The following is a 16769-nucleotide window of genomic DNA, read 5'->3' as shown; positions in this document are numbered from 1 at the left end:
TTGGTTTCAAGTTGCCCCGTGACTGCCACGGAAAATTCTTTTTTATTATAGTCGGTTTCGAGGGAAAAAGAAACAACTTCTCTTAGGTCTTATGATATACTGAAAAGAAAAAAATGAAAGAAGGATTGGATATGACCTATTCTATTACATGGGATTTAGACAGTATTTTCCCCAATGGGAGCGAGTCCAAAGAACTTAGCCAACGAATGACTCAATTAACCGAACAAACAAAAGAGTACCATCAATTAATCACAAAATGGACACCAGAAAGTGCCCAAGGCAAAGAACAATTTGCTGAAATCTTAACGTTACAAGGGAAAATCTCAAATGGCTTTTCACAATGTAATAGTTTTTTAACTGCTTTAATTTCTGCTAATACTAATGATACCAAGGCCAAAATTTTATCAGGCGATTTATACAATCTGTTGCCAGCGATTCAATTAGCTGAAACCATTTTTACTAAAAAAATCACCGAGATTTCAGCAGAACATTGGCAAGACCTGTTAGCCGAAGAACCGTTTAAAACAATGGCTTTTCGCTTAAATGAATTACGCCGTGATGGAAAAAAACTGCTTTCCGAACAAGAAGAAAATATCATCAATACGCTTTCTCTAGATGGGTTAAATGCTTGGAGTACACATTACGATACGATTGTTGCTTCCATCGTGATTCCTTTTGAAGAAAAAGATGGCTCTGTGACAGAACTATCTGCAGGCCAAGCCTTTAACCGCATGATGGGAGATCCTGACAAAGAGGTTCGTCAACGTTTGTTTACAGCATGGGAGAAAGCTTGGAGTGGCAAAGCTTCAATTTTAGCAGACACCCTAAATCACTTAGATGGGTTCCGTTTATCTGATTACAAATTGCATGGCACTACAGATTATTTAGAAAATCCCTTAAACTATAATCGAATGAGTCAAGAAACATTAACGGTTATGTGGGAAACCATCCAAAAAAATAAACAACCATTCGTCGACTTTTTAACGCGCAAAGCGCAATTATTCGGCAAAGAAAAAATGGATTGGCAAGACCAAGATGCACCAATTATTTTAGGTGATTTAGAAGAAAAAACGTATTCCTTTGATCAAGCCGCTGCCTTTATTTTAGAAAATTTCCGTAAATTCAGTCCGAAAATGGCCGATTTTGCCCAAATGGCTTTTGAAAAAAGTTGGATTGAAGCTGAAGATCGTCCAGGCAAACGTCCTGGGGGTTATTGTACAGAATTACCTGAAACACAAGAGTCGCGGATTTTCATGACCTTTGGCAATTCAATCAACGAAGTAGCTACTTTAGCCCATGAATTAGGTCACGCTTTCCATAGTAGCGTGATGTGGGATTTACCTTCATTGAATCGAGAGTATGCCATGAACGTAGCAGAAACAGCTAGTACCTTTGCAGAATTGATTGTTGCTGACGCTACCTTAAAAGAGGCCAAATCAGACGTTGAAAAGATTAACCTTTTAGACACAAAAATGCAAAATGCCATTGCCATGTTTATGAACATTCATGCACGTTTTATCTTTGAAAATAATTTTTATCAAGCGCGCCAAAAAGGTTTAGTAGCGGAAGAAGATATTACTGAATTAATGTTAGCGGCGCAAAAAGAAAGCTACAAAGATAGTCTTGGCAGTTATCATCCTCATTTCTGGGCGAGCAAATTGCACTTCTTTATTGATGATGTGCCTTTCTATAATTTCCCATATACTTTTGGCTATCTATTCAGCATGGGTATCTATGCGTATGCCAATCAACAAGGCAGCTCTTTTGAAGACCAATACATTGCGTTATTAAGAGACACTGCTTCGATGACAAGCGAAGAATTAGCGAAAAAACATTTAAATGTTGACTTAACAAAACCTGATTTCTGGCAAGCCGGCATTGATCAAGTCCTAAAAGATGTGGAACAATTCATGACTTTAACTGAAAACTATGTAAACTAAGCAAAAAAGAAGCAGTAACCAACATCAGGTTACTGCTTCTCTTTTTTTCAAATAGTTTCGATATGCAAGGTAGCCCACAAGCATTAGTCCAAACGTAACAAATTCAACTACGGGCATGGCTAGCCAAACACCGGTTAATCCTAGTAATTTCACCAAAATAAATAAAACTGGCACAATTAAAAAGAATCCACGCAAAGAGGAAATCATTAGCGCCATTTTCGGTTTACGAACTGCCGAAAAGTAATAAATCCCCATAAAATTCAATCCTGTAAACAAGAAGGAAATCGCATATAAGCGGATGGCTGTCCTAGCAATTTGCGCCAACTGGTCGTTCCCTTCGCTATTAAAGACCTCAATAATTTGTCCCGTAAACACTTGACTGATTAAAAAAAACAGGAAGCCGGCAACCAAGTACGTAATAAAGCTAAGTTTAACAAATTTACGCAACACCTTCGTTTCCCCTAAACCATAGTATCGGCTGAGTAATGGTTGCGCCCCTTGCCCAATCCCTGTAAAAATGGCAATCACAATAATATTGAGATTGGCAACAATTGCATAAGCTGAAATCGCCACATGACCAACTAAGTTTAACAAAACAATATTAAATAAAAACATGACAAAGGCCGAAGAAAATTCATTTAAAAAGGAAGAAAAACCAATCGACATAATTTCTCGAACATCCTGAAATTTCACTTTAAACTTTTCAAAACGTAAAACTCGTTGCGGCGACCACTTATGCAACGTAATCAGGATTAAGCTTGTTAAAGGTGACATCACCGTTGCAATGGCCGCACCTGCCATGCCCCACCCAAATTGATAAATAAAGACATAATCCAAAATAATATTGACAATTCCCCCACTGACAAAAGCAATCGTTGCCAAACGAGGATTATGGTCATTTCTTAAAAAAGTAATCAGGCAATTGTTTAAAATAAATAATAATGAACAGCTAAGGTAAATCATATAATATTCCTTTGCCAAACCAAACAAGACACCGGTCCCCTGAAGTCCCCGAATAATTTGATCGGAAAAAATCAAGCTCACTAAAGTAAAGAGACTCCCTATAACGAAAACTAACCCAATCGTTAAACTAAAATACTGATTGGCTTTTTTGATTTCTTTTTGCGCAACCGTGGTCGAAAATAACGTAGCGCCGCCAACCCCAAACATCCAACCTAATCCATTAATAATATTAACGAGTGGTAAGACAATGTTAAGCCCCGCCAACGCCTCGGTGCCAATCCCATTTGCAATGAAAAATGTGTCAGCCAAAATAAAAATTGATTGCGCCGCCATACTTAAAATTCCTAACAGAACATTTTTATAAAACAACGCAGTAAAATGGTTTTGCTGTGTTTGCTCCATACCCAAATCTCCTTCTAACAAAAAAAGGACTCATTCTTTTTGCTTCAAGGCTTACGCAAAAATCAGAATCCTTCAATTATTCAACCCAGCGATTAAATAATCTGTCTATTTATTGATACTTCTAGGGTAGCATTCTCTCTTCGAAAAAACAACCATCCTTCTATTTTTCTCATTTTAAACTTTCTTAAGCAGTTGCAGTTGTTTTTGAACCACTTGCCAATCTTCTTTCACGACTTCTTTTAAACGATAATTATAAAAGACAGCCGCTGGATGGAAGAGTGGAATGATTTGATAGGTTTTCTGCGTCCAATGATAGTTTTGTGATTGCTCATCAAATGTTTGAATGGGCGACTGAATGACCGTTCCGTGCACTGCAGTGATTGTTGGCTTTGGTCCTAAAAGTCGTTGCAACCCAATATTCCCCAGTGTCAAAATTAGTTCAGGTTGGCAAACAGCGATTTCCCAATCAAGCAAAGGCGCAAAAATTTTGATTTCTTCTTTGGTGGGCGTTCGATTAGGAAACTTGGTTACTCTTTCTCCCGTTTTTGCAATCTGCTTCGTTTTTACAGAAAAAGGCCGACTCCTAACCGCACTGGTGATATACACCGTTTCACGACTTAAGCCAACTTGTTGTAATTGTTCCATCAACGATTGACCTGAACGCCCTATAAATGGTACGTTTTCTTTAATTTCTTCTTTTCCAGGGGCTTCCCCAATCAGCATCACTTTTGGCTGTTGCGGACCTTGACCTTCCACAAAACCTTCTAATGGTAAGTCTTTCGCTTTAGCTAAAACTGCTTTTTTCAGATGTTCAGGATAGTGCATTTACCATCACGCCTCTCTTCTGGTATTCTTCCTTCGCTATATTGATTATAAATAAGGCCCAAAAGAAACTCAAAAAAAGGAGCCTATTCATTTAAGCGCTGGTTTTTCTACACACAAAGCTTTGTCTTTAGCTAAATAAAAAGGCCGTAAGTAACCAACTAAATTAGACATTGGTAAAACCTCCGTTGGTAAGTCAATCTTCAATGTCTCCTTTAAATAGGCTTTGCGTGTCGTAATCCGTTGCCACATGTCTGGATAAGTTTGCTGAATCTCTTTTTGCAGTGTTTCATCAGCCAAAGCCACACATTCTTCTGCACTCACCCCTGTATAACCAGGTACAGAAGGAATAATATCCACTTGAAAGAGCATGCCACTTTCCAAGCGAATGGCTGAATCTGGATAAATAGGCGACGACATCCATTCATCATCCGAAACTAAATGCCCAGGATTCAAATGCCAGTGATAGATTTCTTTTGGTAACTGTTCTTCAATCGCTTGGTACATTTCTCGCCCTAACAGTCCGATTCGAATGGTTTCAAGCCAGTGAACGACAGCTTGAAAATAGGGTTTTGCTACGCGTTCTAAATAATCACGTTGCGCTTCTGGCAATAGCTGCTCGTTTTCAATAACAAAACCTGTTCGGCTAGACAATCCGCCTTTGTAACCTGTAGTTAATGATAAGGCATCACCTAACTGAATTTCTTTGGCAGTCGGATACATGTTTGCATATTCAAAACGTTGTCCAGTTGCCGCAATGGTTACTACCGTCGGCGTTTGACCTTCATCATTTAACAAAGCCCCAATGTCCGTTTCACGCTGTCCTACTTCAATTGCATTTAAGGCCTTTAACATACTGCGAGAAGCCAAATTCGCCCCATATTCATAGTGCGCCAATTCGTTGGCATTATTTGTTGTGCGGGCCCCCTTTGCTCCAATCAATAAGTGGGTCCCATTTAGTAAACGAGCTTCTTTCGGCAGCGCTTTTTTCAGTGCTTCGACAATAAAATGTGGCACATCAAACATAGTAGCAGGTTCTTGCTGTTGTGTCGTAAACATTTTCCACCCAACGATACCTATTTTTTGAGCAGTTTCATCGAGAAGCGTTTCAAAAATCTGCGACAACTTTTGTTCCCCAGCCATTGGTTGATTAGGTAGTGAAAAAGCTGGATAATGAATTAAATCGGCTGAGATGCGGGCATGTTGGCACAGTTTTAAATTTTCATTGCCTAAAATAAGTGTCGCCGCACCATCCTTATTTAACACAAGGAGTCCTTCTTCAAACCTCGGAATAAAGCCAGTTAAGTATTCAAAATTACTGCCATGCTCTTTGTCTGCATAGAAGACCAATTGATCGAATTTTTCTGTTTTCATTCGTTGTAATACTTTCTGCTTGCGCGCCATCATCGTTTCATTCGTCAAATACGTTGGAAAAACATTCTCAAAAACAGTAGGTTCAGCAATATGTGTATAATTAATTTTTCGCTTCATTATTATCCTCCATTATTCATCTGCGACAATCAACGTTACGCCTGCTTGCGCTAACTGCTCACAGAATTTTTCATCAGGTCGTGTATCTGTCACTAAACAATCAATTTCTGTTAATTCGCAAATTTTAAATAAACCCGTTTTGTTTAATTTCGTTTGGTCGGCTAAGGCAATGACTTGTTTGCCTTGTTGAATCATTCGCCGTTTGACTTGACCTTCTTCTTCTGTGTGAATAAATAATCCTTGTTCAGATAACGCAAACACACCTAATAATGTATAGTCGGGGACAAATTCCCCAACCTTAGCGACTGTTTCTGCCCCAAACAAAAAAAGTTGTTGTTTATGCAGTTGCCCAGGTAGTACTGTAATTTTTGTCTGATCCATTTGCGCTAGAAGTAGCGCATGACTGAGAGAGTTCGTGATCGCGTGAATCGGACTATTTTCCATCGCTCGAATAGCTGCTTCCACCGTGGTTGATGAATCAAAAAAAATGGACGCTTGTTTGGGAATATTTGCCCAAACTTTTTGGGCAATCGCTTGTTTTTTCTCTGGATGCTTCATTATTCGTTGAGCATAATCATAAATAGTTGCTTCAGACTGCACTGAGATAGCGCCACCGTGCGTTCTCTTTAAATGTCCTTCCTTTTCTAAACGAATTAAATCTCGTCGAATAGTATCTTTTGAAACGGAGACTTGCTCCGCTAACGCTTCCATGGAAATACTTTTTTGTTCATTCACTATTTTTTGAATCTTGGCTAAACGTTCTTCAATCAACATGCTTCCTCACCTCTTCTAAGTAAAGATAGCATCTTTTGCATTATTTTGCAAACAAATGCAAAATAATGCAAACAAGACAAAAAAAACTAGTCCTTCATTTTCTAACGAAGGGCTAGTTTGAGAGTGGTTTTAATAGGTAAATTGAATAATCATGCCGCTAGGATCTTCTAACGCAAGTAAATGATCTTTGGCAATAAAATGTAACTTTGCTTCTTCCGCATTGGCTTGGACGATCTCTAAATCTGCCGCAGTTGGTAAACGGAAGGTGTAATTTTCTAAGCCAAATTGATTTTCTTGAATCGTTGGAAGCTGTTTGCCGCTCCATGTATTTGTCCCAATATGATGATGATACTGACCCGCTGCAAAAAACTTCGCTTGTTGACCAAAGTTAGACTTTAAGCCAAACCCTAAGTTTTTATAGAACGTTTCAGTGGTATCTAAATCGGCCACTTTCAAATGAATGTGCCCAATTTTAGAACCTTCGGAAATTCCTAGCCAGTGACCGTCAGCTTCTGCAGCTAAACTATCACCGTCTAATTCTTCTGTCACACCGATAATTTCACCATTTGGACGAATATCCCAGACTTCTTCTGGTTTATCCCAATAAATTTCGATGCCATTATTTTCTGGATCACTTAAGTAAAGGGCTTCACTATAGCCATGATCTGCTGCGCCAATTTGCACATTTTCCTGCAAAAGCCACAGCAACATATTGCCTAAATCTTTGCGGGTTGGTAGCAGGAAAGCAATATGGTACAAGCCAGTGGTACCCTGATTTTCTTCCCCAGCTGTTAGTTCTTTTAAGACAAGAATTGCATCGTTGGTGCCTTGTGGCGCTAGCCAAGCACGTCCCTCTCCTTGTTTTAAAAGTTTTAAGCCAATTGTTTTCGTATAAAAGTTTACCATTTTATCTAAATCAGCCACTTTCAAAGTGACTTGTTGAATCCCAATATTACTTGGTAATGCTTGAACCATTTGCTTTCACTCCTTTCCTCTTCGTTTTACTAAAGCAATGATTTAGTTGAATTCTTTAAAACGAGCACTATCTTCCATGTATTCTTTTTCGCCAGCTGGCGCTTCAATGGAACCAATAACCATTTGTGCACGTAAATTCCAGTTTGCAGGAATTGACCATTCTGCAGCAACCGCTTCGTCAATGACTGGGTTGTAGTGTTGTAAGTTTGCGCCGATATTTTCTTGCGCTAAGGCAGTCCAAACGTTCGCTTGTGTTAAACCAGTTGCTTGTTCAGACCAAACAGGAAAGTTATCCGCATATAATGGGAAGCTATCTTGTAAGTTTTTCACGATATCTGTATCTTCAAAGAATAAAATTGTGCCCGCACCAGCTGCAAAACCTTGTAATTTAGATTGTGTGTTTGGAAATGCTTCTGCTGGAGTTAATGGTTTTAAGGCATCTTCAGTCATTGCCCATAATTTTTTGTGAGCATCGCCGAATAAGAACACAACGCGTTGTGTTTGAGAGTTAAAAGCTGTTGGACTTTCTCTAACAACTTCTTTTACTAAAGCAGTTACTTCTTCTTTTGAAATTGGTAAGTTTTCTCCTAAAGCATAGATTGAACGACGGTTTTTCATCATTTCAGTAAATTTTGACATAATATGTTCATCCTTTCGAATTTCCTCAGTAAATTCATTTAATTTTGTTTACATGCTTACTATACTACCTTACTAAAAGTAAGTAAAGCTTTTTGTCTTACTTTTTGTAAGTTTTTTTATTTTTTAGCGAAAAACCTTATTCTACCAAAGAAAAAAACAACCAGCTTTTTTCTAAGAAAAAGAAAAATCTGGTTGTCGATTAATAAATGTAGAAGTCAATTGAATCGTTTTCGGCCGTTTTTCTTGAAATAAATGTGTGGCTTTTTCCCCTAATTCCATTAATGGATGACAGATTGTTGAAAAATTTAAAATTTCACTTAATAAAGTTTGTTCCTGTCCCACTAAAAAGAGTGGTCTTTCAATAACGGCTTGAATCCCTGCGGCAATTTCATCACCGTTGGTCACAACCGCTTGGAGCGTTGGATCTTGCCCACAGTGTCGTCCTACTTCACACCCATCTTCATAGGTTAAACAGTCCTTAAATAACCGATTTTCAGGAATCACTCCATAAATTTCCTGATATGCGTCAACTAAATAGCGTGCGCTTGTACTTTTTTCTGGTGCACGGTTAATCGTAATTGCCACTTCACTACATCCTTGTTGTTTCAATGCTTGGAAGACCCGCCGATAAACGGTTAAACGATCGATATAGATACTAGCATAACTAGGGTCTTCTATTTTTTCACAAAAAACAACTTGCTCTTTATACGGAGCAAACACACTTAAAGGATTTGCCTTTGACAAAACAATCATGCCATCAAACGCACCCGTGGCCATTTTTTCCAAGTAACTTTTTTCAACTTCTTTATCATAATCCGTTGGTAATAAACTGACCATCATCCCTTGTTGAAATGCTTGGTGGATAATGCCACTTAAAATAGCATCAAAATAAGGTTGATTCGTATAAGGAACCATGACACCTAATGTATTACTTTTCCCAAAGCTAAGATTTCTCGCTAATATATTGGGCTTATAGCCCAACTCATCGATAATTGCTTGGATTTTCAGTCGTTTTTCTTCAGAAACATACGGATGATGATTAATCACACGCGAAACAGTCGTAACTGAAGATCCTGAAAGGCGCGCAATTTCTCGAATTGTTGTCATACTTTCACCTCATTACTTTACAAAATTGAGTTAAATAAGGCACAATCCCTGTCCCGTAATCAACAAAACGATAAAAGGTCTCCTGCCAAGCAAAAGAAATTTCCTGAATATCCTCCTGCTGTGTCAAGTGCCACTCCGTTATCTGATGGTACGGAATTTCTTGATGCCAAATCTTATAGTATTTTTTGGGACTATTTAACTGCAGACTTTTGGCCGTCGTAGTCACCGAGACAAAATAGTAATCCATACCAAGTCTATCGCTTATCTCCACTATAACATTCATTTTCATACCCTCCAATATTTTGATACACCTAGCTTACCTTATGAAACGCGTACCAGAGCAAGAGGAAAAATAAAAAAAAGTGAGACCATGTTATACTAGATGTATCATATAAAAGCAAAGGATGAGTGCAATGGAAACTGTTACAGTAGCAACAAAAAGCGACTTACTAACAAATTTGAACAAGCAAACAGATGAAATCATTATCTCGGGGGCACTTGCACAAGAAATATACCACTTAAAAAAACAACAATTAACCGAAACGGAAGAAATGGGCTTTTTAGTGGGTAGCCAAGGCGCTGGCTCATTTTTAACCTATTTAATCGAGAAGTTATCCTATATAAATTCGGAGCTATCGCCAGAAGAACAAAAAATTGAACATGCGATTTTGCGTTTGTATGTTATTAAAAAATTAACTCCAGAAACTACTTTATTACGTCTAAAACAGTTAGATTATTAAAATTTTATTTAATCAAGATAGACCAATTCCCTGCGTACAACGAGTTCCTTTCATTAATCACTTGATATAATTACCTTTATTCAAGTTCCCACCATTGTCATTATCGATTAACCAATGGTATATTAGAAGTAACAGGTAAGTCATTTTATTTGAAAAAGTGTTTGGGAAATGTTTGGGGAGGAATGTTTATGTGTCAACCGCAGGAAAAAAAGAAAGAAATTTCTGTTGCTAAGTTACGTTATCGTTTTGAAGTACCAATGATTATCATTGGTTTTGTTTTATTGTTTTTCGCATTGGGGTTAGTTGCCTTATTAATATTGAGTGATTTGCCGATTCCTGACTGGTTATTAATTGTCTTAATTGCACCAATTGCGCCAGTCATTGCTTTTTTTACCATTCGTTATATGTACATGGACACTGCTTCTAACGGAGTGGAAATTACAGAAAATCAATTACCAGAAATTTATTCCTTGTATATTGATTTAGCAAAAGAAATGGGCTTTGGCACTAAAAAATTAAGGATGCCACGTCTTTATTTAATCAACGGGAATGGTGTCTTAAACGCTTTTGCGGCAAAATGCTCTTTACACAGACGCTATGTTGTCATTCACAGTGATTTGTTGGATATCGCGTACAATACAGGCGATTTTTCGCTGATTCGCTTTATTTTGGCACACGAGCTAGGACACCATAAATGTGGACACACTAATTTATGGCGGCTAATGTTATCCATTATTTTGAAACCAGTTGCGTTAGATAAAAGTTTTACAAGAACGCAAGAATATACCGCTGATCGCGCAGGTTTATACTACGCCGAAGAAGGTGCTTTAAGCATGATTTATTTATTTTCAGGAAAATACATGGGCAGTCGTGTGGATTTAGAAGAATACTTTCACAGTATTGATTTACATGATGATACCATCTGGCTTAAATTGAGTAACTTCTTATCCGATCATCCTGTTGGCTTTCGTCGAATGCAAACATTGAAAAAAGCCAAAGATACTGGCAATTGGGACGTTCATGGGAAATTTTTCTAGCAAGAGCCAACCATCATTAAATAAACGTGCTGGGACAAAAGATTCTTTAACTTTTGTCCCAGCACGTTTATTAATCCACCAATAAATGAACAAATTCTTCTTTGGTGATATTTACAAAGTAGTCTTCAAAGTTAAACGCTGCTAATGCTTGCCAAATTGATGAATACTGATAGTCCACACCTAATAAAGCCGCAACGATTTCCGCTGTTTCTTTTTTGGCAAAGTAATCACCATAAATCGTTAACTCAATTATTTTACCTTTTTCAACAGTCAAACGTGCATCCACAATGCCGCCTTTAAACTTTTCTTCTTTTTTGATCGTAAATTTAGGCGCTTCACCAAAAATCCAAGCTTCATTGCCATACACTTCAGCGACCAATTTCCTAATTTCCTGTTGATCTGCTTTGGTTAGGACATATTCTTTCTCCGCAATTTCAGTTAGAGATTCGACATCAAAGAGCTCCATCAGTAAACGATTGCGAAATTCCTCAATGGTTAATTGTTGATATTTTTCGTCTAAGTACGGCCGTAAATTGGTTACGCGTCCCCGAACAGATTTTGTCCCTTTTGATTCAATTTTTTTCTTAGAAACAGTTAAGACACGTTGAACTTCTGCCAAATCAACATCATACATCAAGGTACCATGAGTATACATCTTCCCCTTTTTTGTATACATGGCATTGCCAGAAAATTTTTTCCCATCAATTAATAAATCATTGCGACCGCTAATCTCGGCCCCCGTTGCGCCCATTTTATGTAATGCTTCAATAATTGGTTTAGTGAACGCTTTAAAATCCCCAAAAGCTTGATGTCCTTCCTGAACAACAAAACTAAAGCTGACATTCCCGAGATCATCATAAACAGCACCACCGCCCGATAAACGGCGAGTAATAACGATTCCCTTCTCTCTAGCATAAGCTAAGTCAATTTCTTCATAAGCATTTTGATTTCGGCCTAAAATAACACAGGGTTCCTGAATATAAAACAACACTAAGGGCTCTTCAAAAGAGAGAGTGTTTAATAGATAATCTTCCGTTGCTAAATTTTCACGAATATCTCGTGACTGCATTATGACATAACGCATAAGGTCGCCCCACTTCTTTTTCTTCTAGTGTATCACTTTCTTTCAAAATTGGTTCACTAAACGTCTTCTCTGGCCATTCTCAAAAGCGGATGATCAACAAAAAAACGAACGTGGGACAACAATCACTTTGGATGTTTGTTCCACGCTCAAAATCTAATAAACAGCAATTACAGAACTGTTTAGCTTTTTAGTCTAACCAAGTTACTACTTCTGAAACATCTCGTCGGACTGTTTCAAAGCCGGGTGTTTGAGCTTTGCCAATCGGAATAATCAGTCCGTTCACTAAATGATCCTCAATATTAAATAACTTGCGAACCGCTTCTGTTTCAAAACCAGACATCGCCACAGTATCATAGCCTCGATCTTTTGCAGAAAGCATCAGCTGCATCGCAACTAAGCCTTGGTCTAACATTAGCCACTCTCTTTTTTGTTCTTCGCTAACATCATAGTACCAAGAAACATTTTCATTAATTCCTTGACGAATTTCTTCCGTCATCGTTCCTTGTGCGACAGCTTTAGCACTGATTTCATCTGCATTGGCCACTGTATAAGCAGTCAAATCACCTAATAAAATAATCACCGCCGCTGCCCCTTTAACTGCTGGTTGTTGCATCGAAACTTCGTAAAGGGCCTCTTTTTGTTCTTTTTCTGTGACAATTAAAAAACGCCATGAATTTAAATTGGTACTATTTGGCGCGAACATCGCTTCCTCAATTATGGCCATTAATTCCTCTTTAGGAATCTCAACATCTGGCATAAAATCCCGAACTGAGCGGCGGCTGCGAACAACATCTTGATACATCATATTTCTTCTTCCTTCCTCTTGCCTTACTTGACATAGTTATTATTACTCACTATGATGGAGAAAAAAAGTACGCACTTTTTATTCACCTAGGAAGAAAAAAGTAACCATTACGTGTCACAAGGAGAAACTATGACAACTGATAAACAAACCAGTATCAACTTAGCCCTTTCCACCATTAACGGCAAATGGAAATTATCATTAATGGATGAATTATTCCAAGGAACCAAGCGCAACGGTGAATTGATGCGTGCGCTCGACGGAATCACTCAGCGCGTCCTGACAGATCGCTTAAGAGAAATGGAAAAAGATGGCCTAGTCCATCGAGAATCCTTTAACGAACTGCCCCCGCGTGTGGAATATACGCTCACTCCGGAAGGATATGCTCTTTACGATGCCCTCTCTTCACTTTGCCATTGGGGCGAAACATTTGCACAAAAAAGAGGTCGGGACAGAAGTGTTTAACTCCGAGAAATAAGAAGGAATTTCCGAAAATTGTTCTATAATTTTTGGAGAATTTCGGCTTATTTCCGAAGGAGTTGCTTCTGTTCCCGCCGTTTATCAATTTTTAAGCCTGGGACAAAAATCCAAAGTGATTTTTGTCCCAGGCTCTTTTTTTATCTATTTTGGGTATTATGGGTAAACTTAAGATATTTTTGAAGTCCTTCTTGAATTGAATAAACGGGCGAAAAACCTAAGCCTTTCAAAGCAGAACTATCTGAAAGAGAATATTTTATATCGCCATCTCGTTCCTTTTGATAAGAAACTGGCAAAGGAAGTCCCACTAATTGGTTCATTTCTTCAATTAATTGATTAAGGGAAATGGCAACTTCGGTACCCACATTATAAACGTGTCCCAACGCTTCACTTTTGGTTGCTACTAAATCTAATGCAGTTAGGACATCCTCAATGTAGATAAAGTCACGTGTTTGCTGACCATCTCCAAATATTTGAAATTGGCTCGCTTGCCCTTGTTCTAACTGGATATAACGATCCATCAAAATGGACAGGACACCAGAATAGGGTGAAGAAGGATTTTGATTGGGACCATAGACGTTAAAGAAGCGAACTGCGCTCGTGGGTACCCCGTGTAAATGGTATTCATTGAGAACATAACGTTCAGCAGCAAACTTATCAATAGCATAGGGACTCAAAGGGCAAATCACCGAAGTTTCTCTTTTAGGCAACGTTGGCTCTGCACCGTAAACGGCTGCCGACGAAGCAAAAACAAAACGTTTGAGCTCTTTTTGATATTTTTTTATTGATTCCAATATTTTCAATACACTTAAAAAATTGACCTCGTGGGTCTCTAGAGGCTGTGCCACAGAACTTGCCACGCTTGCCACGGCCGCAAGATGAAAGATATACTCAAACGAATGCTTTGAAAGTACTTCGTCCAATAATTGCTGATCCGTCACACTTCCTTTAATAAAAACCAACTGCTCAGTTTGTTGCAAATTTGACACTCGCCCCATGGACAAATCATCAATCACAAAAACTTGATACTGTTGACTATAAAAATTAGCCAAATTAGAACCAATAAAGCCAGCTCCTCCAGTAATTAATAGTTTCTTCACCTCTTTGCTTCCTCTCTTTTTTAATTTAATTCCACTTTTTTCGTGTTATTTTCTCTTTGGAATAAAAAAATGCAATATCGAATGAACACATAACTTACAATAGCCACAGCTAATAAAAGTTCAAAAGTAGACAAAATATTTAGCAGACTCGTTAGGCCTACCTTTTCTGCAAATAAAGGTTTAACTTTGACTAATGCTGTCGCAGAAATCACTAATGGGAATGTAAAGGCAGCATAACTTGGATAGAATGTCACTTGCATAATTTTATATAGATTCACTACTACAATCCCATAAATACATTGAGATAAAATTAGCAAGAAAACAACTAATGGCATATACAAATGACCACCCATTGAAATATAGCCAGCTAAACATAACGAACCTGGCGCTGTCATAATCGTCAATAAAGGAATGGTCGATTCAGGCATTTCTTTCGACTTCGTAATTCTCTTGATTAAAATTGGTAACAAGAGTAAATAAAAGAACAACGCTACCCAAAAAACAATTTTTCCCAACTCATTGATAAACAATTGAGAAGTATTAGGAATAACGCCAATGCCGACAAACGTAATAAACCAGCTTGGATAAATATGTTCCAGTTCGATTTTTGTTGGAAAAATATGCACCGCTACAAAATAAATCATTAAAATAAAATGTAAAACCACTGCGCCAATCCACAACACGTTAATCCAAGCAGCATTGGTAAATATCCGATCTAAGAAAACACAGATAACCATTAAAGCCATTGTAAATGTTGGTGATACCGAAGCAATAATTGGATCATCTAAGGTGCTTAATGCATGTTTCATTGTAAAAATAATTTTTAAAATAACTAAAATCATTAAGAGACTGCCAAGTACACAATAAATGGTCCCAATTGTTGCATATCCCAAGGAATAAAGTAAATTCCCCAAAGAAACCATCCCTAAAATTAGTCCACAAATGGGAATCGGGACTTTCCGCAAGAATTTTTTCGCACTTTCTACCATTATGTAGTCACACTCCGTCTTTATTTATTATTATTGATATTAATCAAAAGTATGTTATTATACTAAATGAAATATTTATATTTGTAAAATAAATATTTGCAATACCAACTATTAAGATAGTAAATAGAAAGAGGCGATTTTATGTTCGAATGGATCAAAACATTTATTGCTGTGTATGAAACCAAAAATTTTAGTGCGGCGGCCAAACAATTGTATATTTCTCAGCCAACTGTTTCTTTGCAAATCAAGAAATTAGAGCAACACTTTTCGATCAAGCTGTTCTATCGTAATGGAAAACAATCGGTTATTCCTACCAAAGAAGCTGATTTTTTATATCCAAAAATGCTCTCGATTATTGAAAGCTTAACTACTTCTTTTGCGCAAGCTGCAGAAAAAGAGAATTTTAAAGAAGACTGCATTATAGCCTCTTCAAATACAGTTGCTATTTATTTATTGCCAGATATTATGGAGAGTTTGGTTACCGCTTTTCCACTCATCAACTTTTCGATTCAACTGATGAATTCAAACGAAGTCGTGGATATGGTTCAAAATAATCATGCCCACATTGGACTAATTGAAAAACCCATTGAAACCAAAAATCTACACAAAGAAATTGTTTATGAAGATCAACTAGTTCTAGCAGGAGATGCCGCTTCAAAATTTTGGCTCTTAAGAGAAAAGAACTCTGGCTTACGTTTTTTCAATGAGCTTTATCTCAACGAACACAGCATCAACTTACCAATTATCGAATTAAACAACAACGAAGTCCTGTTACAATTGCTAAAAAATAACATTGGGCAATCAATTGTTTCTCGATTATCTATTTCCGATGAGATCCCTTGGCAACCAATTGATCAGTCCTTTGCTTCTCGAAAAATTTTCATTGTCCAGACCGATCACCATGCCAATACTTCCTTCTCTGAAGTTTATAACCGAATCGTTGAAAAAATTCGTGAACGACAAGCCTAAAAAACAGGAGAACGACTTAGCTTTCGCTAAATCGTTTTCCTGTTTTTTATTTATCAGTTTCCTCTACCAATTCAAATTCAAAAGGTTCTAACTCAAATAGTTGGTGTAAAATTTGCTGGGTTTCTTGGAACACTTGTTGTGGCTCTTTAGACAAAAGAGTGCTTTGAATGGTCTGTTTTTTTGATTGAAAAAGAATTCTCGTTTCCTCTTCCTTGAATACAACTTGATGAGTTTCCCTTTCAAACACCGTATATTCTTCGAACATTTCCATAACTAATTTTTGACGAAACCCTTCTTTGAGTGCTAATAAAGTTACTAAATCTGCAACGGTTAGTGTTTCTAACGCAATTGTTTCATCTTCTACATGAACAAGATAATTCGTACACTTCACATTCGGACAGGCATTGCAGCCGCCATTAATCAAGTCTGAGGTAGTTGTTATTTTCACCTGTTTCATC

General features: G+C 37.6%; 18 protein-coding genes. 5 read left to right on the top strand and 13 right to left on the bottom strand.

The window, feature by feature from the left end; all coding sequences use genetic code 11:
* Positions 1 to 113: 113 nt before the first annotated feature.
* Positions 114 to 1940 (top strand): M3 family oligoendopeptidase, encoded by a 1827-nt coding sequence (locus IGL93_RS02100; RefSeq protein WP_025192646.1) that lies wholly within the window; start codon positions 114 to 116, stop codon positions 1938 to 1940.
* Between the two features lie 24 nt (positions 1941 to 1964).
* Here the strand turns inward: IGL93_RS02100 and IGL93_RS02095 are convergent, their stop codons facing one another.
* From IGL93_RS02095 to IGL93_RS02060, 8 genes are all read right to left on the bottom strand, one after another.
* Positions 1965 to 3305, bottom strand: coding sequence for an MATE family efflux transporter (locus tag IGL93_RS02095; protein ID WP_002366141.1), 1341 nt, complete (start codon positions 3303 to 3305; stop codon positions 1965 to 1967).
* A gap of 174 nt (positions 3306 to 3479) precedes the next feature.
* A complete protein-coding gene (locus IGL93_RS02090) occupies positions 3480 to 4130 on the bottom strand; it encodes a uracil-DNA glycosylase (RefSeq protein ID WP_010775576.1) in 651 nt (216 codons plus the stop codon).
* Between the two features lie 87 nt (positions 4131 to 4217).
* Positions 4218 to 5618, bottom strand: coding sequence for a M24 family metallopeptidase (locus IGL93_RS02085; RefSeq protein WP_010775575.1), 1401 nt, complete (start codon positions 5616 to 5618; stop codon positions 4218 to 4220).
* A gap of 12 nt (positions 5619 to 5630) precedes the next feature.
* Positions 5631 to 6392 (bottom strand): DeoR/GlpR family DNA-binding transcription regulator, encoded by a 762-nt coding sequence (locus IGL93_RS02080; protein ID WP_002377996.1) that lies wholly within the window; start codon positions 6390 to 6392, stop codon positions 5631 to 5633.
* 129 nt (positions 6393 to 6521) lie between these two features.
* On the bottom strand, positions 6522 to 7367 hold the full coding sequence (locus IGL93_RS02075) for a VOC family protein (protein ID WP_002355476.1): 846 nt from the start codon (positions 7365 to 7367) through the stop codon (positions 6522 to 6524).
* Between the two features lie 42 nt (positions 7368 to 7409).
* Positions 7410 to 8006 carry a nitroreductase family protein gene (locus tag IGL93_RS02070; protein WP_010775574.1) on the bottom strand — a complete coding sequence of 199 codons (597 nt, stop codon included), beginning with the start codon at positions 8004 to 8006 and terminating at the stop codon, positions 7410 to 7412.
* 171 nt (positions 8007 to 8177) lie between these two features.
* A complete protein-coding gene (locus tag IGL93_RS02065; protein WP_002355472.1) occupies positions 8178 to 9113 on the bottom strand; it encodes a LacI family DNA-binding transcriptional regulator in 936 nt (311 codons plus the stop codon).
* Between the two features lie 4 nt (positions 9114 to 9117).
* On the bottom strand, positions 9118 to 9402 hold the full coding sequence (locus IGL93_RS02060; protein WP_002366136.1) for a hypothetical protein: 285 nt from the start codon (positions 9400 to 9402) through the stop codon (positions 9118 to 9120).
* Positions 9403 to 9517: 115 nt separating this feature from the next.
* On the opposite strand from IGL93_RS02060, the gene IGL93_RS02055 reads away from it, so the two are divergent.
* Positions 9518 to 9853: a hypothetical protein gene (locus tag IGL93_RS02055; RefSeq protein WP_002355470.1), complete on the top strand. Its 336-nt coding sequence runs from the start codon at positions 9518 to 9520 to the stop codon at positions 9851 to 9853.
* A gap of 182 nt (positions 9854 to 10035) precedes the next feature.
* Positions 10036 to 10890: a M48 family metallopeptidase gene (locus tag IGL93_RS02050; RefSeq protein WP_002382951.1), complete on the top strand. Its 855-nt coding sequence runs from the start codon at positions 10036 to 10038 to the stop codon at positions 10888 to 10890.
* Positions 10891 to 10960: 70 nt separating this feature from the next.
* On the opposite strand, the gene IGL93_RS02045 is transcribed toward IGL93_RS02050, so the two are convergent.
* Positions 10961 to 11974: a lipoate--protein ligase gene (locus IGL93_RS02045; RefSeq protein ID WP_002389569.1), complete on the bottom strand. Its 1014-nt coding sequence runs from the start codon at positions 11972 to 11974 to the stop codon at positions 10961 to 10963.
* 187 nt (positions 11975 to 12161) lie between these two features.
* Positions 12162 to 12779: a nitroreductase family protein gene (locus IGL93_RS02040; RefSeq protein ID WP_002355466.1), complete on the bottom strand. Its 618-nt coding sequence runs from the start codon at positions 12777 to 12779 to the stop codon at positions 12162 to 12164.
* Between the two features lie 111 nt (positions 12780 to 12890).
* On the opposite strand from IGL93_RS02040, the gene IGL93_RS02035 reads away from it, so the two are divergent.
* Entirely contained in the window at positions 12891 to 13241 is a 351-nt protein-coding gene (locus IGL93_RS02035) for a winged helix-turn-helix transcriptional regulator (protein ID WP_002409129.1), read from the top strand.
* Between the two features lie 152 nt (positions 13242 to 13393).
* Here the strand turns inward: IGL93_RS02035 and IGL93_RS02030 are convergent, their stop codons facing one another.
* Positions 13394 to 14353: a GDP-mannose 4,6-dehydratase gene (locus IGL93_RS02030; protein ID WP_010775573.1), complete on the bottom strand. Its 960-nt coding sequence runs from the start codon at positions 14351 to 14353 to the stop codon at positions 13394 to 13396.
* A gap of 20 nt (positions 14354 to 14373) precedes the next feature.
* Entirely contained in the window at positions 14374 to 15342 is a 969-nt protein-coding gene (locus IGL93_RS02025; RefSeq protein ID WP_010775572.1) for a TDT family transporter, read from the bottom strand.
* A 141-nt stretch (positions 15343 to 15483) separates the two neighbouring features.
* Between IGL93_RS02025 and IGL93_RS02020 the strand changes: the two genes are divergently transcribed.
* Positions 15484 to 16311: a LysR family transcriptional regulator gene (locus tag IGL93_RS02020; protein ID WP_002355461.1), complete on the top strand. Its 828-nt coding sequence runs from the start codon at positions 15484 to 15486 to the stop codon at positions 16309 to 16311.
* A gap of 46 nt (positions 16312 to 16357) precedes the next feature.
* Here the strand turns inward: IGL93_RS02020 and IGL93_RS02015 are convergent, their stop codons facing one another.
* On the bottom strand, positions 16358 to 16768 hold the full coding sequence (locus IGL93_RS02015) for a DUF4809 family protein (protein ID WP_010775571.1): 411 nt from the start codon (positions 16766 to 16768) through the stop codon (positions 16358 to 16360).
* Position 16769 lies beyond the last annotated feature (1 nt).

The organism is Enterococcus sp. DIV1328a, from assembly GCF_050536905.1.
Taxonomy (GTDB): Bacteria; Bacillota; Bacilli; order Lactobacillales; family Enterococcaceae; genus Enterococcus; species Enterococcus faecalis.
This window is presented reverse-complemented; position numbering and strand designations above follow the sequence as displayed.

Coding starts and splice junctions, on each gene's coding strand:
- IGL93_RS02020 (WP_002355461.1), top strand. CDS start 15,484: ATGTTCGAATGGATCAAAACATTTATTGCTGTGTATGAAACCAAAAAT.
- IGL93_RS02100 (WP_025192646.1), top strand. CDS start 114: ATGAAAGAAGGATTGGATATGACCTATTCTATTACATGGGATTTAGAC.
- IGL93_RS02015 (WP_010775571.1), bottom strand. CDS start 16,768: ATGAAACAGGTGAAAATAACAACTACCTCAGACTTGATTAATGGCGGC.
- IGL93_RS02025 (WP_010775572.1), bottom strand. CDS start 15,342: ATGGTAGAAAGTGCGAAAAAATTCTTGCGGAAAGTCCCGATTCCCATT.
- IGL93_RS02050 (WP_002382951.1), top strand. CDS start 10,036: ATGTTTATGTGTCAACCGCAGGAAAAAAAGAAAGAAATTTCTGTTGCT.
- IGL93_RS02090 (WP_010775576.1), bottom strand. CDS start 4,130: ATGCACTATCCTGAACATCTGAAAAAAGCAGTTTTAGCTAAAGCGAAA.
- IGL93_RS02060 (WP_002366136.1), bottom strand. CDS start 9,402: ATGAAAATGAATGTTATAGTGGAGATAAGCGATAGACTTGGTATGGAT.
- IGL93_RS02070 (WP_010775574.1), bottom strand. CDS start 8,006: ATGTCAAAATTTACTGAAATGATGAAAAACCGTCGTTCAATCTATGCT.
- IGL93_RS02065 (WP_002355472.1), bottom strand. CDS start 9,113: ATGACAACAATTCGAGAAATTGCGCGCCTTTCAGGATCTTCAGTTACG.
- IGL93_RS02080 (WP_002377996.1), bottom strand. CDS start 6,392: ATGTTGATTGAAGAACGTTTAGCCAAGATTCAAAAAATAGTGAATGAA.
- IGL93_RS02095 (WP_002366141.1), bottom strand. CDS start 3,305: ATGGAGCAAACACAGCAAAACCATTTTACTGCGTTGTTTTATAAAAAT.
- IGL93_RS02085 (WP_010775575.1), bottom strand. CDS start 5,618: ATGAAGCGAAAAATTAATTATACACATATTGCTGAACCTACTGTTTTT.
- IGL93_RS02075 (WP_002355476.1), bottom strand. CDS start 7,367: ATGGTTCAAGCATTACCAAGTAATATTGGGATTCAACAAGTCACTTTG.
- IGL93_RS02055 (WP_002355470.1), top strand. CDS start 9,518: ATGAGTGCAATGGAAACTGTTACAGTAGCAACAAAAAGCGACTTACTA.
- IGL93_RS02045 (WP_002389569.1), bottom strand. CDS start 11,974: ATGCGTTATGTCATAATGCAGTCACGAGATATTCGTGAAAATTTAGCA.
- IGL93_RS02040 (WP_002355466.1), bottom strand. CDS start 12,779: ATGATGTATCAAGATGTTGTTCGCAGCCGCCGCTCAGTTCGGGATTTT.